This window comes from Lentzea sp. NBRC 105346, from assembly GCF_030269605.1.
GTDB lineage: Bacteria > Actinomycetota > Actinomycetes > Mycobacteriales > Pseudonocardiaceae > Lentzea.
In genome coordinates, this window is the sequence record NZ_BSTQ01000004.1 from 414,201 (window position 1) to 433,964 (window position 19,764).

21 protein-coding genes are annotated in these 19,764 nt (G+C 68.5%); 15 read left to right on the plus strand and 6 right to left on the minus strand.

The genetic code is table 11. The features are described 5' to 3' along the window. Positions 1–27 precede the first annotated feature (27 nt). The 7 genes from nucS to QSK35_RS11820 all read left to right on the plus strand — a co-directional run bounded on the left by nucS (position 28) and on the right by QSK35_RS11820 (position 7,617). The gene (nucS, locus tag QSK35_RS11790) at positions 28–687 is read left to right on the plus strand and encodes an endonuclease NucS (RefSeq protein ID WP_285745191.1); all 660 of its coding nucleotides are present in this window, start codon (positions 28–30) and stop codon (positions 685–687) included. A gap of 436 nt (positions 688–1,123) precedes the next feature. Next, a complete protein-coding gene (locus tag QSK35_RS11795; protein WP_285745193.1) occupies positions 1,124–2,815 on the plus strand; it encodes a sodium:solute symporter family protein in 1,692 nt (563 codons plus the stop codon). A gap of 11 nt (positions 2,816–2,826) precedes the next feature. Next, a complete protein-coding gene (locus tag QSK35_RS11800) occupies positions 2,827–3,057 on the plus strand; it encodes a hypothetical protein (RefSeq protein ID WP_285745195.1) in 231 nt (76 codons plus the stop codon). Between the two features lie 187 nt (positions 3,058–3,244). Further along, positions 3,245–4,249 (plus strand): DUF3558 domain-containing protein, encoded by a 1,005-nt coding sequence (locus tag QSK35_RS11805; protein ID WP_285745197.1) that lies wholly within the window; start codon positions 3,245–3,247, stop codon positions 4,247–4,249. A gap of 55 nt (positions 4,250–4,304) precedes the next feature. After that, the gene (locus tag QSK35_RS11810; RefSeq protein WP_285745199.1) at positions 4,305–5,801 is read left to right on the plus strand and encodes an aldehyde dehydrogenase family protein; all 1,497 of its coding nucleotides are present in this window, start codon (positions 4,305–4,307) and stop codon (positions 5,799–5,801) included. A 65-nt stretch (positions 5,802–5,866) separates the two neighbouring features. Further along, complete coding sequence (locus tag QSK35_RS11815) at positions 5,867–7,117, plus strand: Het-E N-terminal domain-containing protein (RefSeq protein WP_285745201.1); 1,251 nt, start codon at positions 5,867–5,869, stop codon at positions 7,115–7,117. Positions 7,118–7,119: 2 nt separating this feature from the next. Further along, the gene (locus QSK35_RS11820; protein ID WP_285745203.1) at positions 7,120–7,617 is read left to right on the plus strand and encodes a hypothetical protein; all 498 of its coding nucleotides are present in this window, start codon (positions 7,120–7,122) and stop codon (positions 7,615–7,617) included. Here QSK35_RS11820 and QSK35_RS11825 read toward each other — a convergent pair. Beyond that, positions 7,614–8,462 carry a hypothetical protein gene (locus tag QSK35_RS11825; RefSeq protein WP_285745204.1) on the minus strand — a complete coding sequence of 283 codons (849 nt, stop codon included), beginning with the start codon at positions 8,460–8,462 and terminating at the stop codon, positions 7,614–7,616. The genes QSK35_RS11820 and QSK35_RS11825 overlap by 4 nt on opposite strands. A 183-nt stretch (positions 8,463–8,645) precedes the next feature. Beyond that, positions 8,646–9,647: an ABC transporter substrate-binding protein gene (locus QSK35_RS11830; RefSeq protein ID WP_285745205.1), complete on the minus strand. Its 1,002-nt coding sequence runs from the start codon at positions 9,645–9,647 to the stop codon at positions 8,646–8,648. Between the two features lie 130 nt (positions 9,648–9,777). Between QSK35_RS11830 and dhaK the strand changes: the two genes are divergently transcribed. The 5 genes from dhaK to QSK35_RS11855 all read left to right on the plus strand — a co-directional run bounded on the left by dhaK (position 9,778) and on the right by QSK35_RS11855 (position 14,754). Next, positions 9,778–10,779, plus strand: a complete 1,002-nt coding sequence (gene dhaK / locus QSK35_RS11835) for a dihydroxyacetone kinase subunit DhaK (protein ID WP_285745206.1) — start codon at positions 9,778–9,780, stop codon at positions 10,777–10,779. A 1-nt stretch (position 10,780) separates the two neighbouring features. After that, a complete protein-coding gene (gene dhaL / locus QSK35_RS11840; RefSeq protein WP_285745208.1) occupies positions 10,781–11,410 on the plus strand; it encodes a dihydroxyacetone kinase subunit DhaL in 630 nt (209 codons plus the stop codon). Continuing rightward, positions 11,407–12,114: a dihydroxyacetone kinase phosphoryl donor subunit DhaM gene (gene dhaM / locus QSK35_RS11845; RefSeq protein WP_285745210.1), complete on the plus strand. Its 708-nt coding sequence runs from the start codon at positions 11,407–11,409 to the stop codon at positions 12,112–12,114. Before dhaL ends, dhaM begins: the two co-directional genes overlap by 4 nt. Before the next feature lie 243 nt (positions 12,115–12,357). Then, positions 12,358–14,133 (plus strand): 3-hydroxyacyl-CoA dehydrogenase family protein, encoded by a 1,776-nt coding sequence (locus tag QSK35_RS11850; RefSeq protein ID WP_285745212.1) that lies wholly within the window; start codon positions 12,358–12,360, stop codon positions 14,131–14,133. A 45-nt stretch (positions 14,134–14,178) separates the two neighbouring features. Beyond that, complete coding sequence (locus QSK35_RS11855; RefSeq protein ID WP_285745214.1) at positions 14,179–14,754, plus strand: DUF3558 family protein; 576 nt, start codon at positions 14,179–14,181, stop codon at positions 14,752–14,754. A gap of 4 nt (positions 14,755–14,758) precedes the next feature. On the opposite strand, the gene QSK35_RS11860 is transcribed toward QSK35_RS11855, so the two are convergent. Together QSK35_RS11860 and QSK35_RS11865 are read right to left on the minus strand one after the other, a co-directional pair. After that, positions 14,759–15,319: a hypothetical protein gene (locus tag QSK35_RS11860; protein ID WP_285745216.1), complete on the minus strand. Its 561-nt coding sequence runs from the start codon at positions 15,317–15,319 to the stop codon at positions 14,759–14,761. A 135-nt stretch (positions 15,320–15,454) separates the two neighbouring features. Next, positions 15,455–15,655: an FmdB family zinc ribbon protein gene (locus tag QSK35_RS11865; protein ID WP_285745218.1), complete on the minus strand. Its 201-nt coding sequence runs from the start codon at positions 15,653–15,655 to the stop codon at positions 15,455–15,457. 41 nt (positions 15,656–15,696) lie between these two features. On the opposite strand from QSK35_RS11865, the gene QSK35_RS11870 reads away from it, so the two are divergent. Next, entirely contained in the window at positions 15,697–15,990 is a 294-nt protein-coding gene (locus tag QSK35_RS11870) for an Rv1322 family protein (RefSeq protein WP_285745220.1), read from the plus strand. 11 nt (positions 15,991–16,001) lie between these two features. On the opposite strand, the gene QSK35_RS11875 is transcribed toward QSK35_RS11870, so the two are convergent. Then, positions 16,002–16,862 (minus strand): AraC family transcriptional regulator, encoded by an 861-nt coding sequence (locus tag QSK35_RS11875; RefSeq protein WP_285745221.1) that lies wholly within the window; start codon positions 16,860–16,862, stop codon positions 16,002–16,004. An 886-nt stretch (positions 16,863–17,748) separates the two neighbouring features. Between QSK35_RS11875 and QSK35_RS11880 the strand changes: the two genes are divergently transcribed. Together QSK35_RS11880 and QSK35_RS11885 are read left to right on the plus strand one after the other, a co-directional pair. After that, on the plus strand, positions 17,749–18,507 hold the full coding sequence (locus QSK35_RS11880) for a hypothetical protein (RefSeq protein ID WP_285745223.1): 759 nt from the start codon (positions 17,749–17,751) through the stop codon (positions 18,505–18,507). 4 nt (positions 18,508–18,511) lie between these two features. Beyond that, positions 18,512–19,231 (plus strand): alpha/beta hydrolase, encoded by a 720-nt coding sequence (locus tag QSK35_RS11885; protein WP_285745225.1) that lies wholly within the window; start codon positions 18,512–18,514, stop codon positions 19,229–19,231. Here the strand turns inward: QSK35_RS11885 and QSK35_RS11890 are convergent. Further along, complete coding sequence (locus QSK35_RS11890) at positions 19,210–19,725, minus strand: GNAT family N-acetyltransferase (protein WP_285745227.1); 516 nt, start codon at positions 19,723–19,725, stop codon at positions 19,210–19,212. The two genes, QSK35_RS11885 and QSK35_RS11890, sit on opposite strands and share 22 nt — an antisense overlap. Between the last annotated feature and the right edge of the window lie 39 nt (positions 19,726–19,764).

Consider the following 19,764-nt stretch of genomic DNA (forward strand, 5'->3'; position numbering starts at 1 on the left):
GATGGACGCACCCCGTAGCCTGTCGCGGTGCGTCTAGTCATTGCTCGCTGCCAGGTCGACTACGTCGGACGTCTCACCGCGCATCTGCCGATGGCCCAGCGACTCCTGCTGATCAAGGCCGACGGCTCGGTGTCGATCCACTCCGACGACCGCGCCTACAAGCCGCTGAACTGGATGAGCCCGCCCTGCTGGCTGATCGAGGACCCGGACATCTGGACCGTGCAGAACAAGCAGGGCGAGAAGCTGATCATCACCCTGGACGAGATCATGCACGACTCCAAGCACGAGCTGGGCCCCGAGCCCGGCCTCGTCAAGGACGGCGTCGAGGCGGATCTGCAGAAGCTGCTGGCCGAGCACGTCACCACCCTCGGCGACGGCTGGACCCTGGTGCGCCGCGAGTTCCCGACCGCCATCGGCCCCGTCGACCTGATGTGCCGCGACGCCTCCGGGGTGTCCGTCGCGGTGGAGATCAAGCGGCGCGGCGAGATCGACGGCGTCGAGCAGCTGACGCGGTACCTGGAGCTGCTCAACCGGGATCCGTTGCTGGCGCCCGTGCAGGGCGTGTTCGCGGCGCAGCAGATCAAGCCGCAGGCGCGCACGCTGGCGGAGGACCGCGGCATCCGGTGTGTCGTGCTGGACTACGACGCGTTGCGCGGCATCGAGCCGGACGAGTTCCGGCTGTTCTGACGCCGCGGGCCCGAAATTGTCGGTGCCCGCTGGGAGAATTGAAACCGGGGGTCCCCCAGCGGCGAGGGGATGCCCGCGCGAGCGCGCGCCACGATCGCCCACCTGGGCCGGGCGGCGCCTAGCCGGGATCGCCTCCCTTTGCCGGGTGGCGCATGGCCAAGATCGCTCACTGTCTGCCGGGCGGTGCACGGCCAAGATCGCTCACGGTCTGTCGGGGCGGCACCAAGATCGTCCACCGTCTGCCGGGCGGCGCATGGCCACGATCGCCCACCTTTGCCCGGCGGCGCGTCGCCAGGATCGCCCACCTTCTGCCCGGCGGCGCATCTCAGCTCGTGGTTTTGTGATCACACCAAGGGGGTAACTGCGGGCACACCTGGAGTAATGTCCCCTCCTGGTCGTTGATGTTGAACTCTGTTCGGTCGGGGAGGTGGGGCGGGTGTCGGTGCTGGCCCAGGCGGATCTGCGTCTCGACGCGGGACCGCTGGACTACGCGTTGCTGGTCATCTACTTCGCGGTGGTGCTGGGGATCGGCTTCATGGCCAGAAGGTCCGTCTCCAGCAGCCTCGACTTCCTGCTCAGCGGCCGGTCGCTGCCCGCCTGGGTCACCGGCCTGGCGTTCATCTCGGCGAACCTCGGCGCGCTCGAGCTGATGGGCATGACGGCCAACGGCGCGCAGTACGGCATGGCGACCGTGCACTATTACTGGATCGGCGCGATCCCGGCCATGGTGTTCCTCGGCCTGGTGATGATGCCGTTCTACTACGGCTCGAAGGTCCGGTCCGTCCCCGAGTTCATGCGCCGCCGCTTCGGCAACGCCGCGCACCTCGTCAACGCGATCAGCTTCGCGGTCGCGCAGGTTCTCATCGCCGGCATCAACCTGTACGCGCTCGCGGTGATCATCAACGCCCTGCTCGGCTGGCCGTTGCCGCTGTCGATCGTGATCGCGGCGCTTGTGGTGCTCGCGTACACGACGCTCGGCGGGCTGAGTGCGGCTATTTACAACGAGGTGCTGCAGTTCTTCGTGATCGTCGCCGCGCTGGCGCCGCTGACGATCGTCGGGCTGATCAAGGTCGGTGGCTGGCAGGGGCTCGTCGACAAGGTCACGAACCCCGAGCAGCTCAGCTCGTGGCCCGCCACCGATCTCACCGGCATCAGCAACCCCGTGTGGAGCGTCGTCGGCCTGGTGTTCGGGCTCGGGTTCGTATTGTCGTTCGGCTACTGGACGACGAACTTCGCCGAGGTGCAGCGCGCGATGTCGGCGAAGTCGATGTCCGCGGCGCGGCGCACACCGATCATCGGCGCGTACCCCAAGGCGCTGATCCCGTTCGTCATCATCATTCCCGGCATCATCGCCGCGGTGATCATCCCCGAGCTGAGCGCGCTCAAGGCGGGCGACACGTCCAGCGGCGTGCGGTTCAACGACGTGCTGCCGCTGCTCATGCGCGACCTGCTGCCCAACGGCATCCTCGGCATCGCGATCACCGGTCTGCTCGCGAGCTTCATGGCCGGTGTCGCGGCGAACGTCAGCTCGTTCAACACCGTCTTCACGTACGACCTGTGGCAGGACTACGTGAAGAAGGACCGCCCGGACGAGTACTACCTGCGGATCGGGCGGCTCGCCACGGTCGGCGCGTGCGTGCTCGCGATCGGCACGGCGTTCATCGCCGCGGCGCTGGGCGGGTCCAACATCATGGACTACATCCAGGCGCTGTTCTCGTTCTTCAACGCACCGCTGTTCGCCACGTTCATCGTCGGCATGTTCTGGAAGCGGATGACGCCGACCGCCGGTTGGGTCGGCCTGCTCGCCGGCACGTTCACGGCGATCACCATCTACGTGTTGTCCGAGCCCACCATCGGCGTGCGGGTGATCGAGCTGCCCGGCCAGGGCGCCAGCTTCCTCGGCGCGGGCCTGGCGTTCGTCGTCGACGTGGTGGTCAGCGTCGCGGTCAGCCTCGTGACCAGGCCCAAGCCGGACAGCGAGCTGGTCGGGCTGGTCTACAGCCTGACGCCCAAGAAGGATCGCACGCACTCCGCCACCGGCGAGGACGCGGGCTGGTACCGCTCGCCCGCGCTGCTCGGCGGCGGAGTGCTGGCCCTGACGACCGTCCTGTACATCATCTTCGGCTGAGGGAGGCCACGGTGCGACTGTTCGACCTGCGGATCATCATCGCGTTCCTGTTCGGCCTCTACGGCGTGATCCTCGTGGTGACCGGGCTCGGTTTCACCTCGACCGAGGACATCGACAAGGCCGCTGGCGTCAACATCAACGTGTGGGCCGGGGCGGCCATGGTCGCGTTGTCGCTGGCCTTCACCCTGTGGGCCTGGCTGCGGCCGCTGCCCCTGCCTACCGGCGAGGGAAAACAGGATTGAACGCCTCGAGCGTCCAGGCGTCGAGCCAGTTCACGGCGCGACGGATGCGCTTGCGCATGTTCGACTCCTTTCTCTCGTCTCACCCCGTACATCGCGATGATGTTCTGAATCGTTCCCGAAGCCGGCCGTGACCTCGAACACGGCCTTCCGGCCACGAATTTCGGAGATCACCAGTACCGTGCACGTCGTGTCCAGAATCCGCGCCGTACTGGCGATCGCCGCCGCTCTCGTGACCCTGGCCGGCTGCGCGTCCGGGCCCGGTCTGGACAAGCACGTCTCGAACCGCCGCACCGTGCCCGCGAACGCCGCGAACACGGCGAACACCGTCGACCCCACGTCCGGGCAGTCCTCCGGGAAGCCGGTCGACCCCGCGTTCGCGGTGGAGAAGCTGCGGCTGGTCGACCCGTGCAAGCTGATGAGCAAGGACCTGCTGGAGCCGTTCGGCAAGCCGGACACGCGGTACAGCGGCAGCGCCTACACCCGGTGCTCCAACTACATGAAGGACACCTCGGGCAAGGACCTCAACTTCAGCGTCGAGGTCGGCTACCAGATGTCGTACGAGCTCAGCAAGGCGACCAAGCAGCTCGCCGGGCTGAAGAGCTACGAGCAGAAGCTCGACTCGGGCGCGTGCTTCATCTCCGCGATCACGCAGGAGAACCCGCCCATCGGCGTGCGCATGCAGGTCGGCTACAAGACCGGTGACGCCTGCGAGGCCGGGCGCAAGCTGCTCGAGTCCGTCATCAAGAAGCTCAAGAGCAACCCGCCGAAGTACACGGTGAAGAAGGGCTCGCCGATCGAGCTCGACCCGTGCACGGTGCCGGACCAGGCCGCGATCAAGGAGGGCTCGGGCGAAGGCGCGCGCATGCTCCTCTACGGCCTGCACTCGTGCGGGTGGAACACGCGCACGGTCAACCTGACGCTCGACTTCCGGCTGACCTACGTGCCCAAGGACAACAAGTTCGACGACAAGCAGACCGAGGTCGACCTCGGCAACGGCGTCAAGGGCTACCAGACGCTCCAGGAGACCGCGTACCCCACGTGCAACCTGCTCGTGCTGCTCACCAAGGACGGCAACGGCAACGGCGAGGTCGTCGCGATCTCCGTGGCGGGCTCGAAGGAGGACCAGTTCGACCGCTGCGCGAAGGCGCAGGCGTTCGCGAAGGCGTTGCTGCCCAAGCTCCCCAAGGCGTGACCGGCACGCCGGGAGGCGATACTGTCAGGTTACTCGCGAGTACCTGGAGGGCCCGATGACGCAGACCGCTCCCAATGCCACCACCGCTGCGGAGCAGCTGTTCGCCTCGATGGACCCGAGGACTGGTGAGGTCGTCGCGCAGCACCCGGTGCACACCGAGGCCGAGGTCGTCGACGCGGTCGCGTCCGCACGCCCGGCCGGCGAGTGGTGGGCGGGTCTCGGATTCGAGGGCCGCAAGGCGCGCCTCGACACGTGGCGCAAGATCCTTGTCGGCAAGCTCGACGAGTTCGGCGCGTTGATCAGCTCGGAGACCGGCAAGCCCGCCGACGACGCGAGAACCGAGCTGGCGCTGGTGATCGACCACCTGCACTGGGCGGCGCGGCACGCCGGCCGCGTGCTCGGCAAGCGTCGCGTCTCGCCGGGCATGCTCATGTACAACCACAGCGCGACGATCGAGTACAAGCCGCTGGGCGTGGTCGGCGTGATCGGGCCGTGGAACTACCCGGCGTTCACGCCGATGGGCTCGATCGCGTACGCGCTGGCCGCGGGCAACGCCGTGGTGTTCAAGCCGTCGGAGTACACGCCGGGCGTCGGCACGTTCCTCGCCTCGACCTTCTCCGAGGCGGTCCCCGAGCACCCGGTCTTCCAGGTGGTGACCGGCTTCGGCGAGACCGGCGCGGCGTTGTGCCGCGCGGGCGTGGACAAGCTCGCGTTCACCGGTTCGACCGCGACGGGCAAGCGCGTGATGGCCGCGTGCGCGGAGACGCTCACGCCGGTGCTGGTCGAGTGCGGCGGCAAGGACGCGCTGATCGTCGACTCGGACGCGGACCTCTCGGCCGCCGCGGACGCCACCGTCTGGGGCGGGGTGTTCAACGCGGGCCAGACATGCGCGGGCGTCGAGCGCGTGTACGTGGCGGAGGACGTCGCGGACGAGTTCATCGCGCTGGTCACCAAAAGGGTGCAGAAGCTCAAGCCGGGTGGTGAGCCGGGCGCCGACCTCGGCCCGATCACGATGCCGAAGCAGGTCGACGTGATCCGCTCGCACGTGCAGGACGCGCTGGCCCGTGGCGGCAAGGCGCTCGTCGGCGGTCCCGAGTCGATCCGGCCGCCGTTCGTGGAGCCCGTGGTGCTGGTCGACGTGCCCGAGGACTCCAAGGCGGTCACAGAGGAGACCTTCGGGCCGACGCTCGTGATCAACCGCGTGTCCGACGCCCTCGAGGGCGTGCGTCGCGCGAACGCGGGCAGGTTCGGGCTCGGTGGCTCGGTGTTCTCCCGGTCGCGCGGTGAGGAACTGGCGCGGGCGATGCGTTGCGGCATGGTGTCGGTCAACGCGGTGCTCGCGTTCGCCGCAGTGCCCGCGCTGCCGTTCGGCGGGGTCGGCGACTCCGGCTTCGGCCGCATCCACGGCGAGGACGGCCTGCGCGAGTTCGCGACGCCGCAGGCCGTGACGCGCAAGCGGTTCTCGGCGTTGCTGAACCCGATGACCTATGACCGCAGCTCGCACACGGTCAAGAACGTGCTTCGCCTGGTGCGCATGCTTTATGGCCGTTAGGCCGTAGCGGATTTCCCCGGCGGAACGACAGACATGCGTTAGGTCTGTCTGCCGAGGGGATTGCAGTGATCGACCCGGTGAGCCTGATCGTCGGCGCGTTGGTCAACGGCCTGGTGGCCGGTGTCGAGGCCTCCGCGCAGGAAGCCGTCACGGACGGATATCGCTCGCTGCGTGACTCGATAGCGCAGCGGTACGGCCGTCGCGTCGAGGCGAGCATCGAGCAGTTGGAGCGGGAACCGGGCTCCGAGCAACGGCAGGCGGCCGTCGCGTGGGAGCTGCGACATGCCGGTGCGGCAGGCGATCCGGTGCTGATCGGGCTGGCGGAACGCCTGCGCGATCTCATCGAGCACCCCGAGAAGGTCTGGGCCGTGCCGGACCGGGTCGAGCACGTGCAGCGGACCAGTGCGCTGGGCGTGATCACCAGGGTGTTCAACGACCACATCGGCCAGGTGCTCGCCGTGCGGTCGCAGTACAGCACCAAGGACACCGATCTGCTGACGGCGAACGTCGCGCGCAACGGCGACATTCCCGCACCGGTGCGGCAGGGCCTGGGCGGGCTGCACGACCGGATCAGGCTGATCATCGAGCAGGTCGCCGCGAAGATCGAGAGCGACCGCTACCGGGACGTGGAGGACGCGGTCGCGAACCTCCAGGCGGGAAAGCTCGAACGTGATTTCGCGCAACGGCTTGTCGTCACCGAGAAGCAGATGCAGCTGTCCTACGAGACCCTGCGGCTGACCGTCGAGTTCCTGGGCGCCCTGAACAACAACATCGTGGCCGCGATCGAACGCGAACCTCCGCAGCGGCAGCTGGCCAACCTCATGTTCGGCAACGCCATCATGCTCTACGAGCTGTCCGACTTCGTGATCGGTTACATCGGGAACTTCTCGCTCGGCGGTGAGTTCGACGGGTTGCACCGGGAAGCCAAGCGGAAGGCCGAGGAGAACCGCGAGCAGCACCGCGCGTTCGCCGAACAGGTGCGCAACAAGAACATTCCGGAGGAAACCCGTCAGCAGTACCTCGACCGCGTCCGCGAGCGGGAGAACGCACTCAAGATGCTCGACGAGGAATGGGACCGGTATCTGGACGAGGTGCGCGAGGTGCGCGCGAAGATCGACCGGGCGCACGACATCGTTCCCACGCTTGAGTTGATGCGTGAGGACGCCCGGTTGCAGATCCAGACCCTGCAACAGGTCGCGATGCTCGGTGTGCTGAAACAGAACATCGCGTCCATCAGGGGAACCGTCGACGCGTTGCAGGGATTCCGGCTCGCACCCATGACCCCGACTCGTGTTCGCCGACTGCTGGGAATCTAGGAATGGACAAGAGATACCGAAATCTCCCCACCGCCGAGCTGGAGAGCCTCCTGCGCAGGCCGGACACTTCGCCCGCGGAGCAGCAGCTGATCTCCAGCGAGCTGGACCGGCGATACACCGAGGAGTGGCTCGGTCCGCAGGAACCGGTTGTGACACCGCAACCCGTCGCGCCGCCGCCGCAACCCGTTGCGCCGCCACGACAGCCTTACACGCCGCCACCGCAGGCCGCGCCGCCCGGCCCCGTGGCGCCGGCACCGGTTCCGGCCGCCCCGAAGAAGTCGTCGGCAGGGCAGGCGCTGGCTGGGTGCGTGGTGGCGTTCCTGGTCGTGATCGCCGCCGGTGTGGTGCTGGCGATCATCAACGGCTCGTCCAGCGAACCCCAGACCGGCAACGTCTGTTACGTCCAAGGGGGATCGTGCCCGCTCGCCGCGGCGGTGCCGCGCGGAAGTTCCTGCTACTGCACCGACGGCTTCAACACCGCGTACGGGGTCGTCGGCTAGTCCCGGAGGGTCCTGCGCAGCGCCTCGGCGATGGAACGCCCGTCGCCGCCGTCGAGCGCCGCGTAGAGCAACGCCTGCACCGACTCGGCGAAGATCTCGCCGCCGTAGGCGGACTCGTCGCCGGTGCCCGCGGTGTGCTGCGCGAATCCCGATGTCAGCGCGGAGAGCATCGTGCTGAGCTTCTTGGCCGTCATACCGGGACGGAACCGGACGTTCAGCAACCGCAGGCCTTCCTCGTAGACCGGCACCCAGCGTTCGGAATAGGCGTCGAGCAGTTGCTGATAGGCCGCCGTCGCAACGTCCTTCCACTTGGCGTCGATGGTCAGCGAGAGCTGGAACAGCCAGTACTTCGCCAACCGCGTGCGCATTCTCAGATCGTGCTTGGCGATTCGGGCCACCATGTCGCCGAGCTCGATCTGGCCCGTGCGCACCTTCGGCAGTTCGGCGAGTGCCTTGCGCGGGCCGTAGTCGAGGAAATGGCTCCACCTCGGGGCCGTGCACGTGTACTTCACGAGGCACATGAAGAAGTTCGCCGTGCCACCGAGTCCGGGCCAGCGGTCCTTGAACCCGCCGTCGCCGACGCGCACTTTGTACGGGAGTTCAGCGGCCGCCTGCGCCGCGCGTTTCACGACGATGCCGCGGGTGAGGCGGGCGCCGGCGAGCTCGTCGCGGCTGTGCCTGCTGCGGCCGGAGAGCTGGTCCTCGACCTCCCGCAGGCCGCCTTCGAGGAACAGCATCGTGGTGACGTAGACGCGGCGTTTCGGATTGTGCGGATCAGCGAGGCTCGGCCGGGAAATGTGCGCCCCGAACACGGCCGGCCAGTCGACTTCGTCGTTGAAGTTCATCGCGATTTCATGCCAGCACAAGACGATGCCGCGCGCAACGTCCTGAAGCGGACGATGCGCGCGGCTCGTTCCCGGCGCTTCACTGGGAGCGGGCCTCGATCAGCCGGGAGGAACGTCGGATGTTGTTGTTCGTACGGGTCGCGGAAGTGTTGTCCGTTGTCTTGTTCGCCGCGGTGTGCGCGCTCAGGCGGTCAACTGATGCTCGAGGTCGGCGAGGACCTCGTTGGCGGCGAGGACGCCGAGGCCGAGGAACCAGGTCTCGTCGGTGACCGGCTTGGCGTGACCCGCCTTGACCGCTGCCAGGCCGGCCCACAGCGGGCCACCGAGCACGGCCGCCTGAGCGGTCTTGCTGGTGTCGCCGTAGTTGGCGTACAGGATGAAGTCGCCGTCGGCCTTGCCGATCTCCTCGGTGCTCACCTCGACGGCCAGGTCGTCCTTCTGTGACACCTCGGGCTGCGGGATCTTCGCGTCGATCAGGAGGGTGCCGATGAAGGACTTCTTGGCGTAGAGGCGGGTCTTGCCCGGCATGAAGCGCAGCATCGTGACGGTCGGGCGCTTGCCGAGCTTCTGCTCGATCTTCCTGCCGGTCTCCTCGGCCCGCTTGGTGTAGTCCTCCAGCATCTTCGCGGCCTCTTCGACCTTGTCCAGCGCCGCGGCGTTGAGCTGGAAGTTCTCCTTCCAGGTGTAGCCGGGACGCACGGAGAAGACGGTCGGTGCGATCGCGGAGAGCTTCGGGTACTGGGCCTCCGCGCGCAGCCGCGAGCCGAGGATCAGGTCCGGCTTCAGCTTGGTGATCGTCTCCAGGTTGAGGCTGGTGATGCTGCCGACGTTCTCCGGCTGCCCGGCCTTGTCGCCGACGTACCTCGGCATGGTGGGCGAGCCGTCGGTGTATGCGATGCCGACCGGCTTGATGCCGAGGGCGACGACGTTGTCCAACTCGCCGGTGTCGAGCACGATCACCCGTTCGGGCTTCTTCTCGAGCTTGGTCTCGCCCAGCGCGTGCTTGATCGTGCGCGGGAACTCGCCGGGCTTGGCCTTCGTGCCGAAGCCGTTGCTGAGCTCGCCCGCCTTGCCGAAGTCCGAGCCGCCCTGGGCGACCGCGGGCTTGTCCGCCGGTGCGCTCTGGCCGCACGCGGCCAGGCTGAACGCGGCGAGGACCGCGAGCGCCGTTGCTCTCTTCGACACGACGTGTTCCCTCCGTCACTACCTGCGCTTATTAGGGTCACCTAACTGTAGCTGAGGCCTTTCGCCGGTTCCGAATGTCAGACCCCCGGAGTAATAAGGAACACGCGATCAGCGTCGATCGGAGGGCATGATGAAGAAGATCATCAACGATCCGGAGACCGTGGTACTCGAAGCCCTGAAGGGCATGCAGGCGGCCCATGCCGACCTGCTCACCGTGCACACGGACCCGGCCGTGGTCGTGCGCGCGGACGCGCCGGTCGCGCGCAAGGTCGCCGTGATCTCCGGTGGCGGGTCGGGCCACGAGCCGATGCACGGCGGGTTCGTCGGGCGCGGCATGCTCGACGCCGCGTGTCCGGGTGCGGTGTTCACCTCGCCGACGCCGGACCAGGTGGCGGAGGCGGTCAAGCTGACCGACGGCGGCGCGGGCGCGCTGTTGATCGTGAAGAACTACACCGGTGACGTGCTCAACTTCGAGACCGCCGCCGAGCTGGCCGCGGCCGAGGGCATCGAGGTGCGCAGCGTCGTGATCGACGACGACGTCGCCGTGAAGGACTCGCTGTACACGGCCGGTCGTCGTGGCGTCGGCGGAACCGTGCTGCTGGAGAAGATCGTCGGGGCGGCGGCCGAGCGCGGCGTCAAGCTGGAAGACCTGGAGTCGTTGGCGCGCAAGGTGATCGGCCAGGTGCGGTCGATGGGGCTCGCGCTGACGTCGTGCACCGTGCCGCATGTCGGTGAGCCGAGCTTCGCGCTGGCCGACGACGAGATGGAGATCGGCATCGGCATCCACGGCGAGCCAGGGCGCCAGCGCGTGCCGGCCGGGACCGCGGACGACATGGTCGCCGCGCTGCTGAACCCGATCGTGGAGGACCTGCCGTTCTCCTCGGGCGACCGGGTGCTGCTGTTCACGAACTCGATGGGCGGAACGCCGCTGATCGAGTTGTACTTGGCGCACGGCATCGCGGAGAGACTGCTCGCGGAACGGGGGATCACGGTGGAACGAAGGCTGGTCGGGCCGTTCATCACCAGTCTGGAGATGCAGGGGATGAGCCTGACCCTGTTGAAGCTGGACGACGAGCTGGTCGAGCTGTGGGACGCGCCGGTGCACACGGCTGCCCTGCGGTGGGGGGTCTGACGTGGGCTGTACCGCCTCGGACGTCATCGCGGCACTGCGGGCCGCCGCCGTGGTGATGGCCGAACACCGCGACGAGCTGGTCAACCTCGACCGGGCCATCGGTGACGCCGACCACGGCGAGAACATGCGCCGCGGGTTCACCGCCCTGTTGTCCAAATTGGACAGTTCACCGCCGGAAACCCCCGGTGCCGCGCTGAAGCTGCTCGCGACCACGCTGATCTCGACCGTCGGTGGTGCCGCGGGTCCGTTGTACGGCACGGCTTTCCTGCGCGCGGCCACCGCGGTCGGCGATCTTGCGGAGCTCGACGGCGCGGCGGTCGCCAAGGCGCTGCACGCGGCGCTGGACGGTGTCGTGGCGCGCGGCAAGGCCGAGGTCGGCGACAAGACCATGGTCGACGCGCTGGTCCCGGCGGTGTCCGCCGCCGAGGCCGCCGGTGGTGAGGTGGACGCGGTGCTGAAGGCCGCCGCGGACGCCGCCGCGTCCGGGGCGGAGTCGACCGTGCCGCTGGTGGCGCGCAAGGGGCGCGCGTCCTACCTCGGTGAGCGCAGTGCCGGGCACCTTGATCCCGGGGCCAGGTCGACTTCTCTGCTGCTGCGTTCGTTCGCTGACTCGGCCAGGGTTGCGCGGTGAGGCCCGTCGAGGAGCCGAAGGTCGGCCTGGTGATCGTGTCGCACAGCGAGATGCTGGCGAGCGGCATCGCCGAGCTCGCGACGCAGATGGCTCCGCAGGTGGACGTGGAAGCCGTCGGCGGCACGCCAGACGGTGGCCTCGGCACCGACTACGACTCCGTGTGCGCGGCCCTGGTCAGTGCGGACTCCGGTGCCGGCGTCGTGGTGTTGTACGACCTCGGCAGCGCCAAGATGACGGCCGAGATGGCGGTCGAGTCCGCGGACGACCCGGCCCGGTTCGCCCTGGTCGACGCCCCTGTCGTCGAGGGCGCCGTGGCCGCCGCCGTCGCTTCGCAGGGCGGCGCGCACCTGCGTGACGTCGCCGCCGCGGCCGTGGGCGCGTCCGGCGAGGCCCCGGTCCAAGCTGCACCGGCGCGACCGGCCCTGCACCTCGTAACAGACCCGCTGAGCGTGGAGATCGAGCTGACCAACGACGTGGGCCTGCACGCGCGCCCGGCCGCGCTGCTCGCCCGCACGGTCGCGGAGCTCGACGCGGATGTTCTTGTCCGGTACCGGGATTCCGAGGCGAACGCGGCGAGCGTGCTGGCGCTGATGGGCCTCGGCGCGCCGGGCGGGGAGTCCGTCGAAGTCATCGCGACGGGGAAGGACGCGCGGGAAGCCGTACGGCGGATAGAAGAACTGGCGGAGAGGGGGTTCGATGATTAGTTGACCGCTGTGTTTGTTTGCGCTTGCTCCGCTCGCGCGGCGAGGTCGCCGGAAGTCGATCGTCCGACGCGACCTCGCAATAGCGTGGCGGTTTGGCGCGGGTGGGGGTCGGCCGAGCGGGTCTTAACCGTTTACTGACTCGATCCGGATGGCGAAGCTCACGGGTATCTCCGCACGTGGGCGTGGCATAGTCGCCCGCAAGTTACCGATAGGTAGCTCACGCTTAACCTCTGGAGGTAGGCAGTGGCGCGCGAACTCAACACCATTGGTGTGGTCGGTCTCGGCACGATGGGTGCGGGCATCGCCGAGGTACTCGCGCGTACAGGGCTGACCGTCAAGGTCGTCGACATCGACGACGCGGGTCTCGCCCGCGGCCTCGGGCACCTCGCCCACTCCACCGCACGGGCGGTCACCAAGGGCAAGCTGGACGAGTCGGGCAAGGCCGAGCTGCTCGGCCGGATCAGCACGTCGACGACGCTCGCCGACCTCGCGGACTGCGACCTCGTGATCGAGGCCGTGCCGGAGCAGATCGAGCTGAAGGCGCAGATCTTCGCCGAGCTCGACAAGATCCTTGCCCCGGAGGCGATCCTCGCGTCGAACACCTCGTCGCTGTCGATCACCGAGATCGGTGTCCACACGGGACGGCCGGGCAAGGTCGTCGGCCTGCACTTCTTCAACCCGACGCAGGTGCTCAAGCTCGTCGAGGTCATCCGCACGGTCGTCACCGAGCCGGACGTGATCACCGACGTGGTGGCGTTCATCGAGCGGCTGGGCAAGACGCCGGTCGTGATCGGCGACCGCGCCGGGTTCATCGCGAACGCGCTGCTCTTCCCGTACCTGAACCACGCGGTGAAGATGCTGGAGGCGAAGTACGCGACGCGCGAGGACCTCGACGCGGCGATGCGCTACGGCTGTGGTTACCCGATGGGCCCGCTGGCGCTGCTCGACCTGATCGGGCTGGACACCGCGTACGAAATCCTCGACACGATGTACCACCAGTCCCGCAACCGCCTGCACGCCCCGGCGCCGCTGCTCAAGCAGATGATCACGGCCGGCCTGCTCGGCCGGAAGACCGGCCGCGGCTTCTACACCTACGACGCCGCGGACTCGCCGACCGTCGTCGCCGACGCGCAGACCCCGGTGAGCTCCGAGGAAGGCGTGCCCGCGCGCGACGTGCAGCGTGTCGGTGTGATCGGCACCGGCACGATGGCGACCGGCATCGTCGAGGTGTTCGCCAAGCGCGGCTACGACGTCGTGCTGCGGGCCCGCAGCCTGGAGAAGGCCGAGGGCGCGCTGGGCAAGGTGCGCAAGTCGCTCGACCGCGCGGTGTCGAAGGGCAAGCTCTCCGAGGCGGACCGCGACGCCGTTCTGGGTCGCATCACGCCGGCCGTCGAGTTCGTCGAGCTCGCGGACTGCGACCTCGTCGTCGAGGCAGTCGCCGAGGAGCTCGCGATCAAGAAGGAGGTCTTCGCGGCTCTCGACGAGGTGTGCAAGCCCGGCGCCGTGCTGGCCACGACGACGTCCTCGCTGCCCGTCATCGAGTGCGCCGCCGCCACCTCACGCCCCGGCGACGTGGTGGGCCTGCACTTCTTCAACCCGGCGCAGGTGATGAAGCTCGTCGAGATCGTCGAGACGATCTCCACCGGAGCCGACGTCGTCGCGACCGCCCGCAAGATCTGTCTCGACCTCGGCAAGGTGCCGGTGCACTGCGGCGACGTCGCGGGCTTCATCGTGAACGCGCTGCTGTTCCCGTACCTCAACGACGCGGTGAAGATGCTCGAGGCGCACTACGCCGAGGCCGACGACATCGACAACGCCATGAAGGTCGGCTGCGGCCTGCCGATGGGCCCGTTCGAACTGCTCGACGTGGTGGGCCTGGACGTGTCGCTGGCGATCGAGCGCACGCTGTACCTGGAGTTCCGCGAGCCGGGCTTCTCGCCTGCGCCGCTGCTGGAACACCTCGTGACGGCGGGCCGGCTCGGTCGCAAGACGGGCAAGGGCTTCCGCGACTACTCGTGACCACCCGAGGTGGGCGGTCGCGGTCGTCTTTGGCAGAGTGGGTTCATGAGGCTGGTCCTGTCGGCAGTGCTGGTGTTGCTCGTCTCGGGCTGTTCCTATGCGGTGCAGGGCAAGCCGGTGGGCGGTGACGTGCTGAACGTGTCGCCGCCGTTCTCCGAGGAACGCCCCACACCGTCCCCGTCGGACTCCAACGACCCGACCTCGCCGATCGACGGCGAGGCGGGTCGCGTGTGCTCGGTGCTGCAGTGGAAAGACCTGCCCTACAAGAACACCAACCCGACCGGCCCGCCGACGCAGATCAACTACGACAGCACGTTCGACGAGTCCTGCAAGTGGCAGACCAAGGAAGGCTCGACCGAGGTCGGTGTCTCGCTGCGGTTCCGCGAGGCCAAGCCGATCACGCTGGAGAAGACGACCGGCACCTACGACGTGAAGGGCCGGAAGGTCACCTACTACGACCGCACCGACGATCCCGAGGTGCAGCCGTCGTGCGTGCTCGTCGTGGACTACGCGGGTGGTGGGCTCGGCATCATCGTGATCGACGGCTCGAACAAGTTCGGCTCGATCTGCGAGCAGGGCAAGCACATCGCCGAGATCATGATGAGCAAGGAGCCCACCTAGCCCGTCACGGGAAGACGTGCAGCGTGGTCAGGTCGCCCTTGAGTGTGGTGATCTTGAACGTCGCGCACCTGAGCACCGCGTCGAGGAAGAACGGCTGGTTCCACACCGTCGAGTAGTCCAGCTTCATCCCGGTCTGGTAGCCGCCCGTGATCTGGCCCTGCACGACCATGCCCTTGTCGGTGATGTCGACGGTCGACGCGGTGAACGAACTGGTCGCCGTCGATCCATCGGTCGCATACCAGGTGACGCTGCCGGAGAGCTTCTCGTTGCTGGCCTTGATGCTGCCGAGCAACAGCAGGCACTTGGCGTCGGCGGAGCCGTTCACGGTCACGCTCGCTCTGTCGAAGGTGACCTCGGGGTTCTCGGGGAGACACTTGGTGCTGTCGGCCTTGCCACTGAGCGCCTGCTTGGTCTGCAGGATGCCGACACCGGGCTTGAAGTTGACGCTGGCGGTGTCGCCGACGCAGGTGATCTCACCGGCGGGCGGGGTGTCGGCCTGGGCGCCGATGGGGGTGATCGCGAAGAGCAGAGCGAGTGTTGAAGCGGCGATTGTCCTTACTCGCATGAGTCCATCTCCTGATTCGGGGGAAAGTGGCGGGGGCCACTGAACCAGGCGTACCTGGCCCGATCAATAGATGCTCGGGCTATCAATTTCAAGGTGAATTTCGTTACTCACCATTCGGGGGATGTCCACACGGGACTACCCGCAACAGCCGCCCCCACAGCACCCGCCACCGCCCGCGGGCGCAGCCGCGGTACCCGCGATGCCGGCCATCGACAGCAGCTTGACGGTGTCCTCGTGACCGGCCGGGCACGGCGCCGGATCACCCGACGCGCTCATCGGCCGGTTGACCTCGAAGGTCGACTCGCAGGACTTGCAGCGGTACTCGTACATAGGCACGCCCACATTCTGCCCGAGGCCGCGTTGTTACCGTGCTCGTCGTGCCCCGCCGCAACCAACCCAAGCGTGACGAGCCCCGCCAGCTCGGCGGCGGCACCGGCTGGGCGCGCGCCGAGTCCGCCGACGACGGCGTCTGGCTGGTGCGCAACGTGTCGGGCGCGCAGACCACCAAGACCTACCGATGCCCCGGCTGCGACCACGAGATCCGCCCCGGCACACCGCACGTGGTGGCCTGGCCGGCCCACGACTACGGCACGGTCGAGGAGCGCCGGCACTGGCACCAGGGCTGCTGGTCCTCGCGCGGACGGCGAGGGCCCACCGCCCGCAGGTGGTGAGCCCTCGCGCCTTACTCGCGTTCGACCTTGATCCACAGCTCGGCTTCGGCCCGCGTGCCGTCCGCTGACAGCGTGGTCCGCAGGATCTCCGGGCCGGGCGCGGTGCGATACGGGTTGGACGGGAACCACTCCGTGAACACGTCGCGCCACATGTACTGGAGCGCGTGCGGGAACTCGCCCTCGCTTTCGAAGACCGCCCACGTCCCGGCGGGAACGGTGACGCTCTCCATGTCGTCCGGCGCGTTGTGGTTCGTCACCACCCCGTGGAAGTAGTCGAGCTCGGTGCCCTCGGCCCGGCCGTCCGCGATGTTGTCGCTGACGTTGACGATGCCGCGAGGCTCCTGATCGGACAGTTGCTCGAGCCGTTGCAACGTGTCCTTCCCGATTCCGCGCACGAACTCGACGATCGCCGGGTTCATCCCCTCGTGAACCAGTGGCACACGCGCTTTCCTGCCCACAAGGTTGAACTGATCTTTTTCGACAATGCGATATCGCATACTGCTGTTCCCTTCGACGATGAGCCGGAAGGACATGCGAGGCTGGGACCGCAACGCCGCGCCGGTCTGCCGGGCTTCGCCGGGACCGACGCCGTGCACCGCCTTGAACGCGCGGGCGAACGCCTCGCCCGACCCGTAACCGAAGCGCACCGCGATGTCGAGCAACGTCTCCTGCCCAGCGAGCACAGCCGCACCCGCGACAGTGAGCCGCCGGCGCCGGATGTACTCGGACAGCGGCATGCCCGCCAGCGCGGAGAACATCCGCCGGAAGTGGTACTCCGACGTGACGGCGATCCGCGCGAGCTCGGCCACATCGATCTCGGCGTCCAGGTGCCGCTCGATGTGGTCCATGGCCTGGTTCAGGCGGTCCAGCACTCCACCACCCCTTCCTTCCTGATCACCACGTTAGGAATCGGACACCCCGCCGGACCCGACAAGCTATGCCCGACTCGGTCGGGTCGCGCGTGGTGGGCCGGGTTGGTTTTGGGGTGGGGACGCACTCGCTGGTCGGGGTCTGGGGCGTGCGTCGCTGGGCGGGGGTGGGTATGCGGGGTGGAGGCGCGCGTGCTGGCAGGGGCTGGGACGTGCGTGGCTGGGCGGGGCGCGCCTGCGGGTCGAGGTCTGGACGAGGGGGCGTGGCGGAGTGGGGCGCACATGCTGGTCGGGTCTGGCGGGTGTGTGGCGGGGTCGGGTGGGACGTGGCGGATGTGTCCGATGGGGCGGGCGCGTGCGTGCGTGGCAGGGCCTCGCGGGGTTTCCGGCGTGGCTGGTGACGAATGCCGGACTGGGTCTGGCGGGTGTGTGGCGGGGTCGGGTGGGACGTGGCGGATGTGTCCGACGGGGCGGGCGCGTGCGTGTCTGGCAGGGCCTCGCGGGGTGTCCGGCGTGGCCGGTGACGAATGCCGGGCTGGGGCTGGCGGGGTGTCCAACTCGGTCGGGTTGCGTATGCCGGGACGGGTCTGGCGAATGGCGGGGTTTCCGGGCCGGATCCGGCGAGCGGTCTCCGCTTCGGCCGTCCTGCTGCCCGCCTGGGTGTGGCGAGTTGTGCGTGCCGAGCTCGGGCGCGGTTGCCGGGGCAGGGTCTGGCGAGCTGGGCCTGCCTGTGCCGGGCACATATGCCCGGCTGCGCCTGGCGGATTTGTGCTGCCTTCGCCGGGATGCGTGTGCCTGGTCGGACCCGGCGTGTTGTGCCTCCCTCGTTCGGGTCTCTCGACTGGCCCCGGCGGGCTGCGTCCGCCTCGGCCGGGCCACACTGGCCCGCATGGGGCTTGACGGGTTCGTGCACTGCAGGTGCTGGCAGGACGGGAAGATGACGCCACCGGCCTGCCTGGCCGGGCTCATCGTGCAGGAACCGGAAGGCTTGACCCTCTCGGTTCCCTACAAGGACAACACCGAGCTGTACGACGTGCTCGACGAGTGGCAGAGCGAGGCGTGTCCGCACGATGACATGACCGCCGCCCTCGAGTCCGTGGGCAACTGGGCGTCGTACCGCGCTTTCCAGCACGCCGTGGCCGGGCAGGGGTTTCCCGTCCTGAACGACGTGCTGCCCAACGGCAACGGCGGCATCGTGGAGGCGGCGGAGGCGGCCGCGGCGCTGGACGAGTTGCGGCGGTTCGCCCGGCACAGCGACTTCGGCGAGGAGGCGGTCCTCTGCGACGCTGTCACGGGCGCGGTGGTGTGGCAACAGATCCGCGCGTTCGGCGGTGCGAACGTGATGTCCGCCGAGGCCGAGATGGGGGTCGACCTCGACGGGTTCTTCGTGCGGCGCGGCGACGTCGAGGTGTTCCGGGCCGTGCGGTTCAGCCAAGAGGTGGTCGACGGTGGCCAGGTGAGGTTCAGCGACGGACCGGTGGCGGTGACGCTGCCGGTCAAGCCCGTCGCAGGGCAGGCCGGAGTGCCCGGCGACCTGGTGGTGCGGTCCCGGTTGGTGGGTGCGGGCTCGTTCACGCCGGTCGTCGGCGCCCTGGTCCGGCTGTTCGAGGCGTCCGTCGAAACCGGGAATCCCGTTGTCTGGTGCTGAGCGGATGGTCGAGATCCGGGCCAACACGGTGCTGCCCGCGCGGCGTGAGCGAGTCACGCTCACCACGGCCGACGGGTTGCGGCTCGTGGGCGAGTTGGCGTTGCCCGACGGGCGGGCGCCGTTGGCCACGTTGATCTGTCTGCATCCGCTGCCCACGCACGGCGGCATGATGGACTCCCACCTCTACCGCAAGGCGGCGGCGCGGTTGCCCGCGCTCGCGGGGCTCGCGGTGTTGCGGTTCAACACGCGCGGGACCGCCAGCGAAGCCGGGTGCAGCGAGGGCGCGTTCGGCCACGCGGAAGGTGAGCGCCATGACGTCGCGGCGGCCATCGGGTTCGCGGAGCAGCGGGGGCTGCCCGGTGTGTGGCTCGTCGGGTGGTCGTTCGGCACCGACCTCGCGCTGATGCACGGGTGCGACCCTCGCGTGCGCGGGGCTGTGTTGATCTCACCTCCTCTCAAGTGGAGCACTGCGGAGCAACGCAGGGTGTGGGCCGGCACGGACAAGCCCGTGGTCTGCCTGGTACCCGAGCTCGACGACTACCTCCGGCCACCGCAGGCGCGGGAGCGCCTCGGGGAGGACATCCCGCACGCCGTGGTGATCGACTTCCCCGGCGCGAGGCACCTCTTCGTCGGACGGGCCGACGAGGTGCTCGACGCGATCGTCACCGCGGTGGTGCCGGAGGTGCCGACGCCGTTACCGCGTCAGTTCGTCATGACCTCCTGACGCCGGTAGACGATGTCCGTGCCGTACTCGGCTTCGTGTTCACCGGTGAACACGAAGCCCAGCTTTTCCGCCACGCGTTGCGCCGGCATGTTCGGGGGCTGGGTCACGATCACCACCGGCCGGTGCGGGTGTTCGCGATCAGCCCACGCGATGGCTGCCCGCCCCATCTCCGGTGCATAGCCCTGGCCCCAGGCGGCCGGGGTGAACCGGTAGAACAGGTTGAGCGTCGCCTCCTCGGCGAGGTACTCGTGGCGCAGACCACCGAAGCCGATCACGGCACCGGTCTCGGCCAGCTCGATCGCCCAGTAGCTGACGCCGTCCGTCTGCCAGCTGCTGATCCAGTTCTGGAGCATGGTCTCGACCCGTTCCGCGCTCGGCGTGCCCATGGGGTTGAAGCGGTTGGTCTCGGGGTCGGCCATGATCTGGACCGCGGTCTCCAGATCAGTGATCGACACCGGCCTGAGCAGCAACCTTTCGGTGCGGATGGTGGTCATGGGGTCACGGTACGGCGCAGGTCTGACAATTTCCGGGCA

What these genes read in the sequence shown, in the direction of transcription:
- QSK35_RS11880 (WP_285745223.1), top strand. Translation starts at nt 17,749, where the DNA reads ATGGGGCTTGACGGGTTCGTGCACTGCAGGTGCTGGCAGGACGGGAAG.
- QSK35_RS11860 (WP_285745216.1), bottom strand. Translation starts at nt 15,319, where the DNA reads ATGCGAGTAAGGACAATCGCCGCTTCAACACTCGCTCTGCTCTTCGCG.
- QSK35_RS11885 (WP_285745225.1), top strand. Translation starts at nt 18,512, where the DNA reads ATGGTCGAGATCCGGGCCAACACGGTGCTGCCCGCGCGGCGTGAGCGA.
- QSK35_RS11825 (WP_285745204.1), bottom strand. Translation starts at nt 8,462, where the DNA reads ATGAACTTCAACGACGAAGTCGACTGGCCGGCCGTGTTCGGGGCGCAC.
- QSK35_RS11890 (WP_285745227.1), bottom strand. Translation starts at nt 19,725, where the DNA reads ATGACCACCATCCGCACCGAAAGGTTGCTGCTCAGGCCGGTGTCGATC.
- dhaK (WP_285745206.1), top strand. Translation starts at nt 9,778, where the DNA reads ATGAAGAAGATCATCAACGATCCGGAGACCGTGGTACTCGAAGCCCTG.
- QSK35_RS11855 (WP_285745214.1), top strand. Translation starts at nt 14,179, where the DNA reads ATGAGGCTGGTCCTGTCGGCAGTGCTGGTGTTGCTCGTCTCGGGCTGT.
- QSK35_RS11810 (WP_285745199.1), top strand. Translation starts at nt 4,305, where the DNA reads ATGACGCAGACCGCTCCCAATGCCACCACCGCTGCGGAGCAGCTGTTC.
- QSK35_RS11820 (WP_285745203.1), top strand. Translation starts at nt 7,120, where the DNA reads ATGGACAAGAGATACCGAAATCTCCCCACCGCCGAGCTGGAGAGCCTC.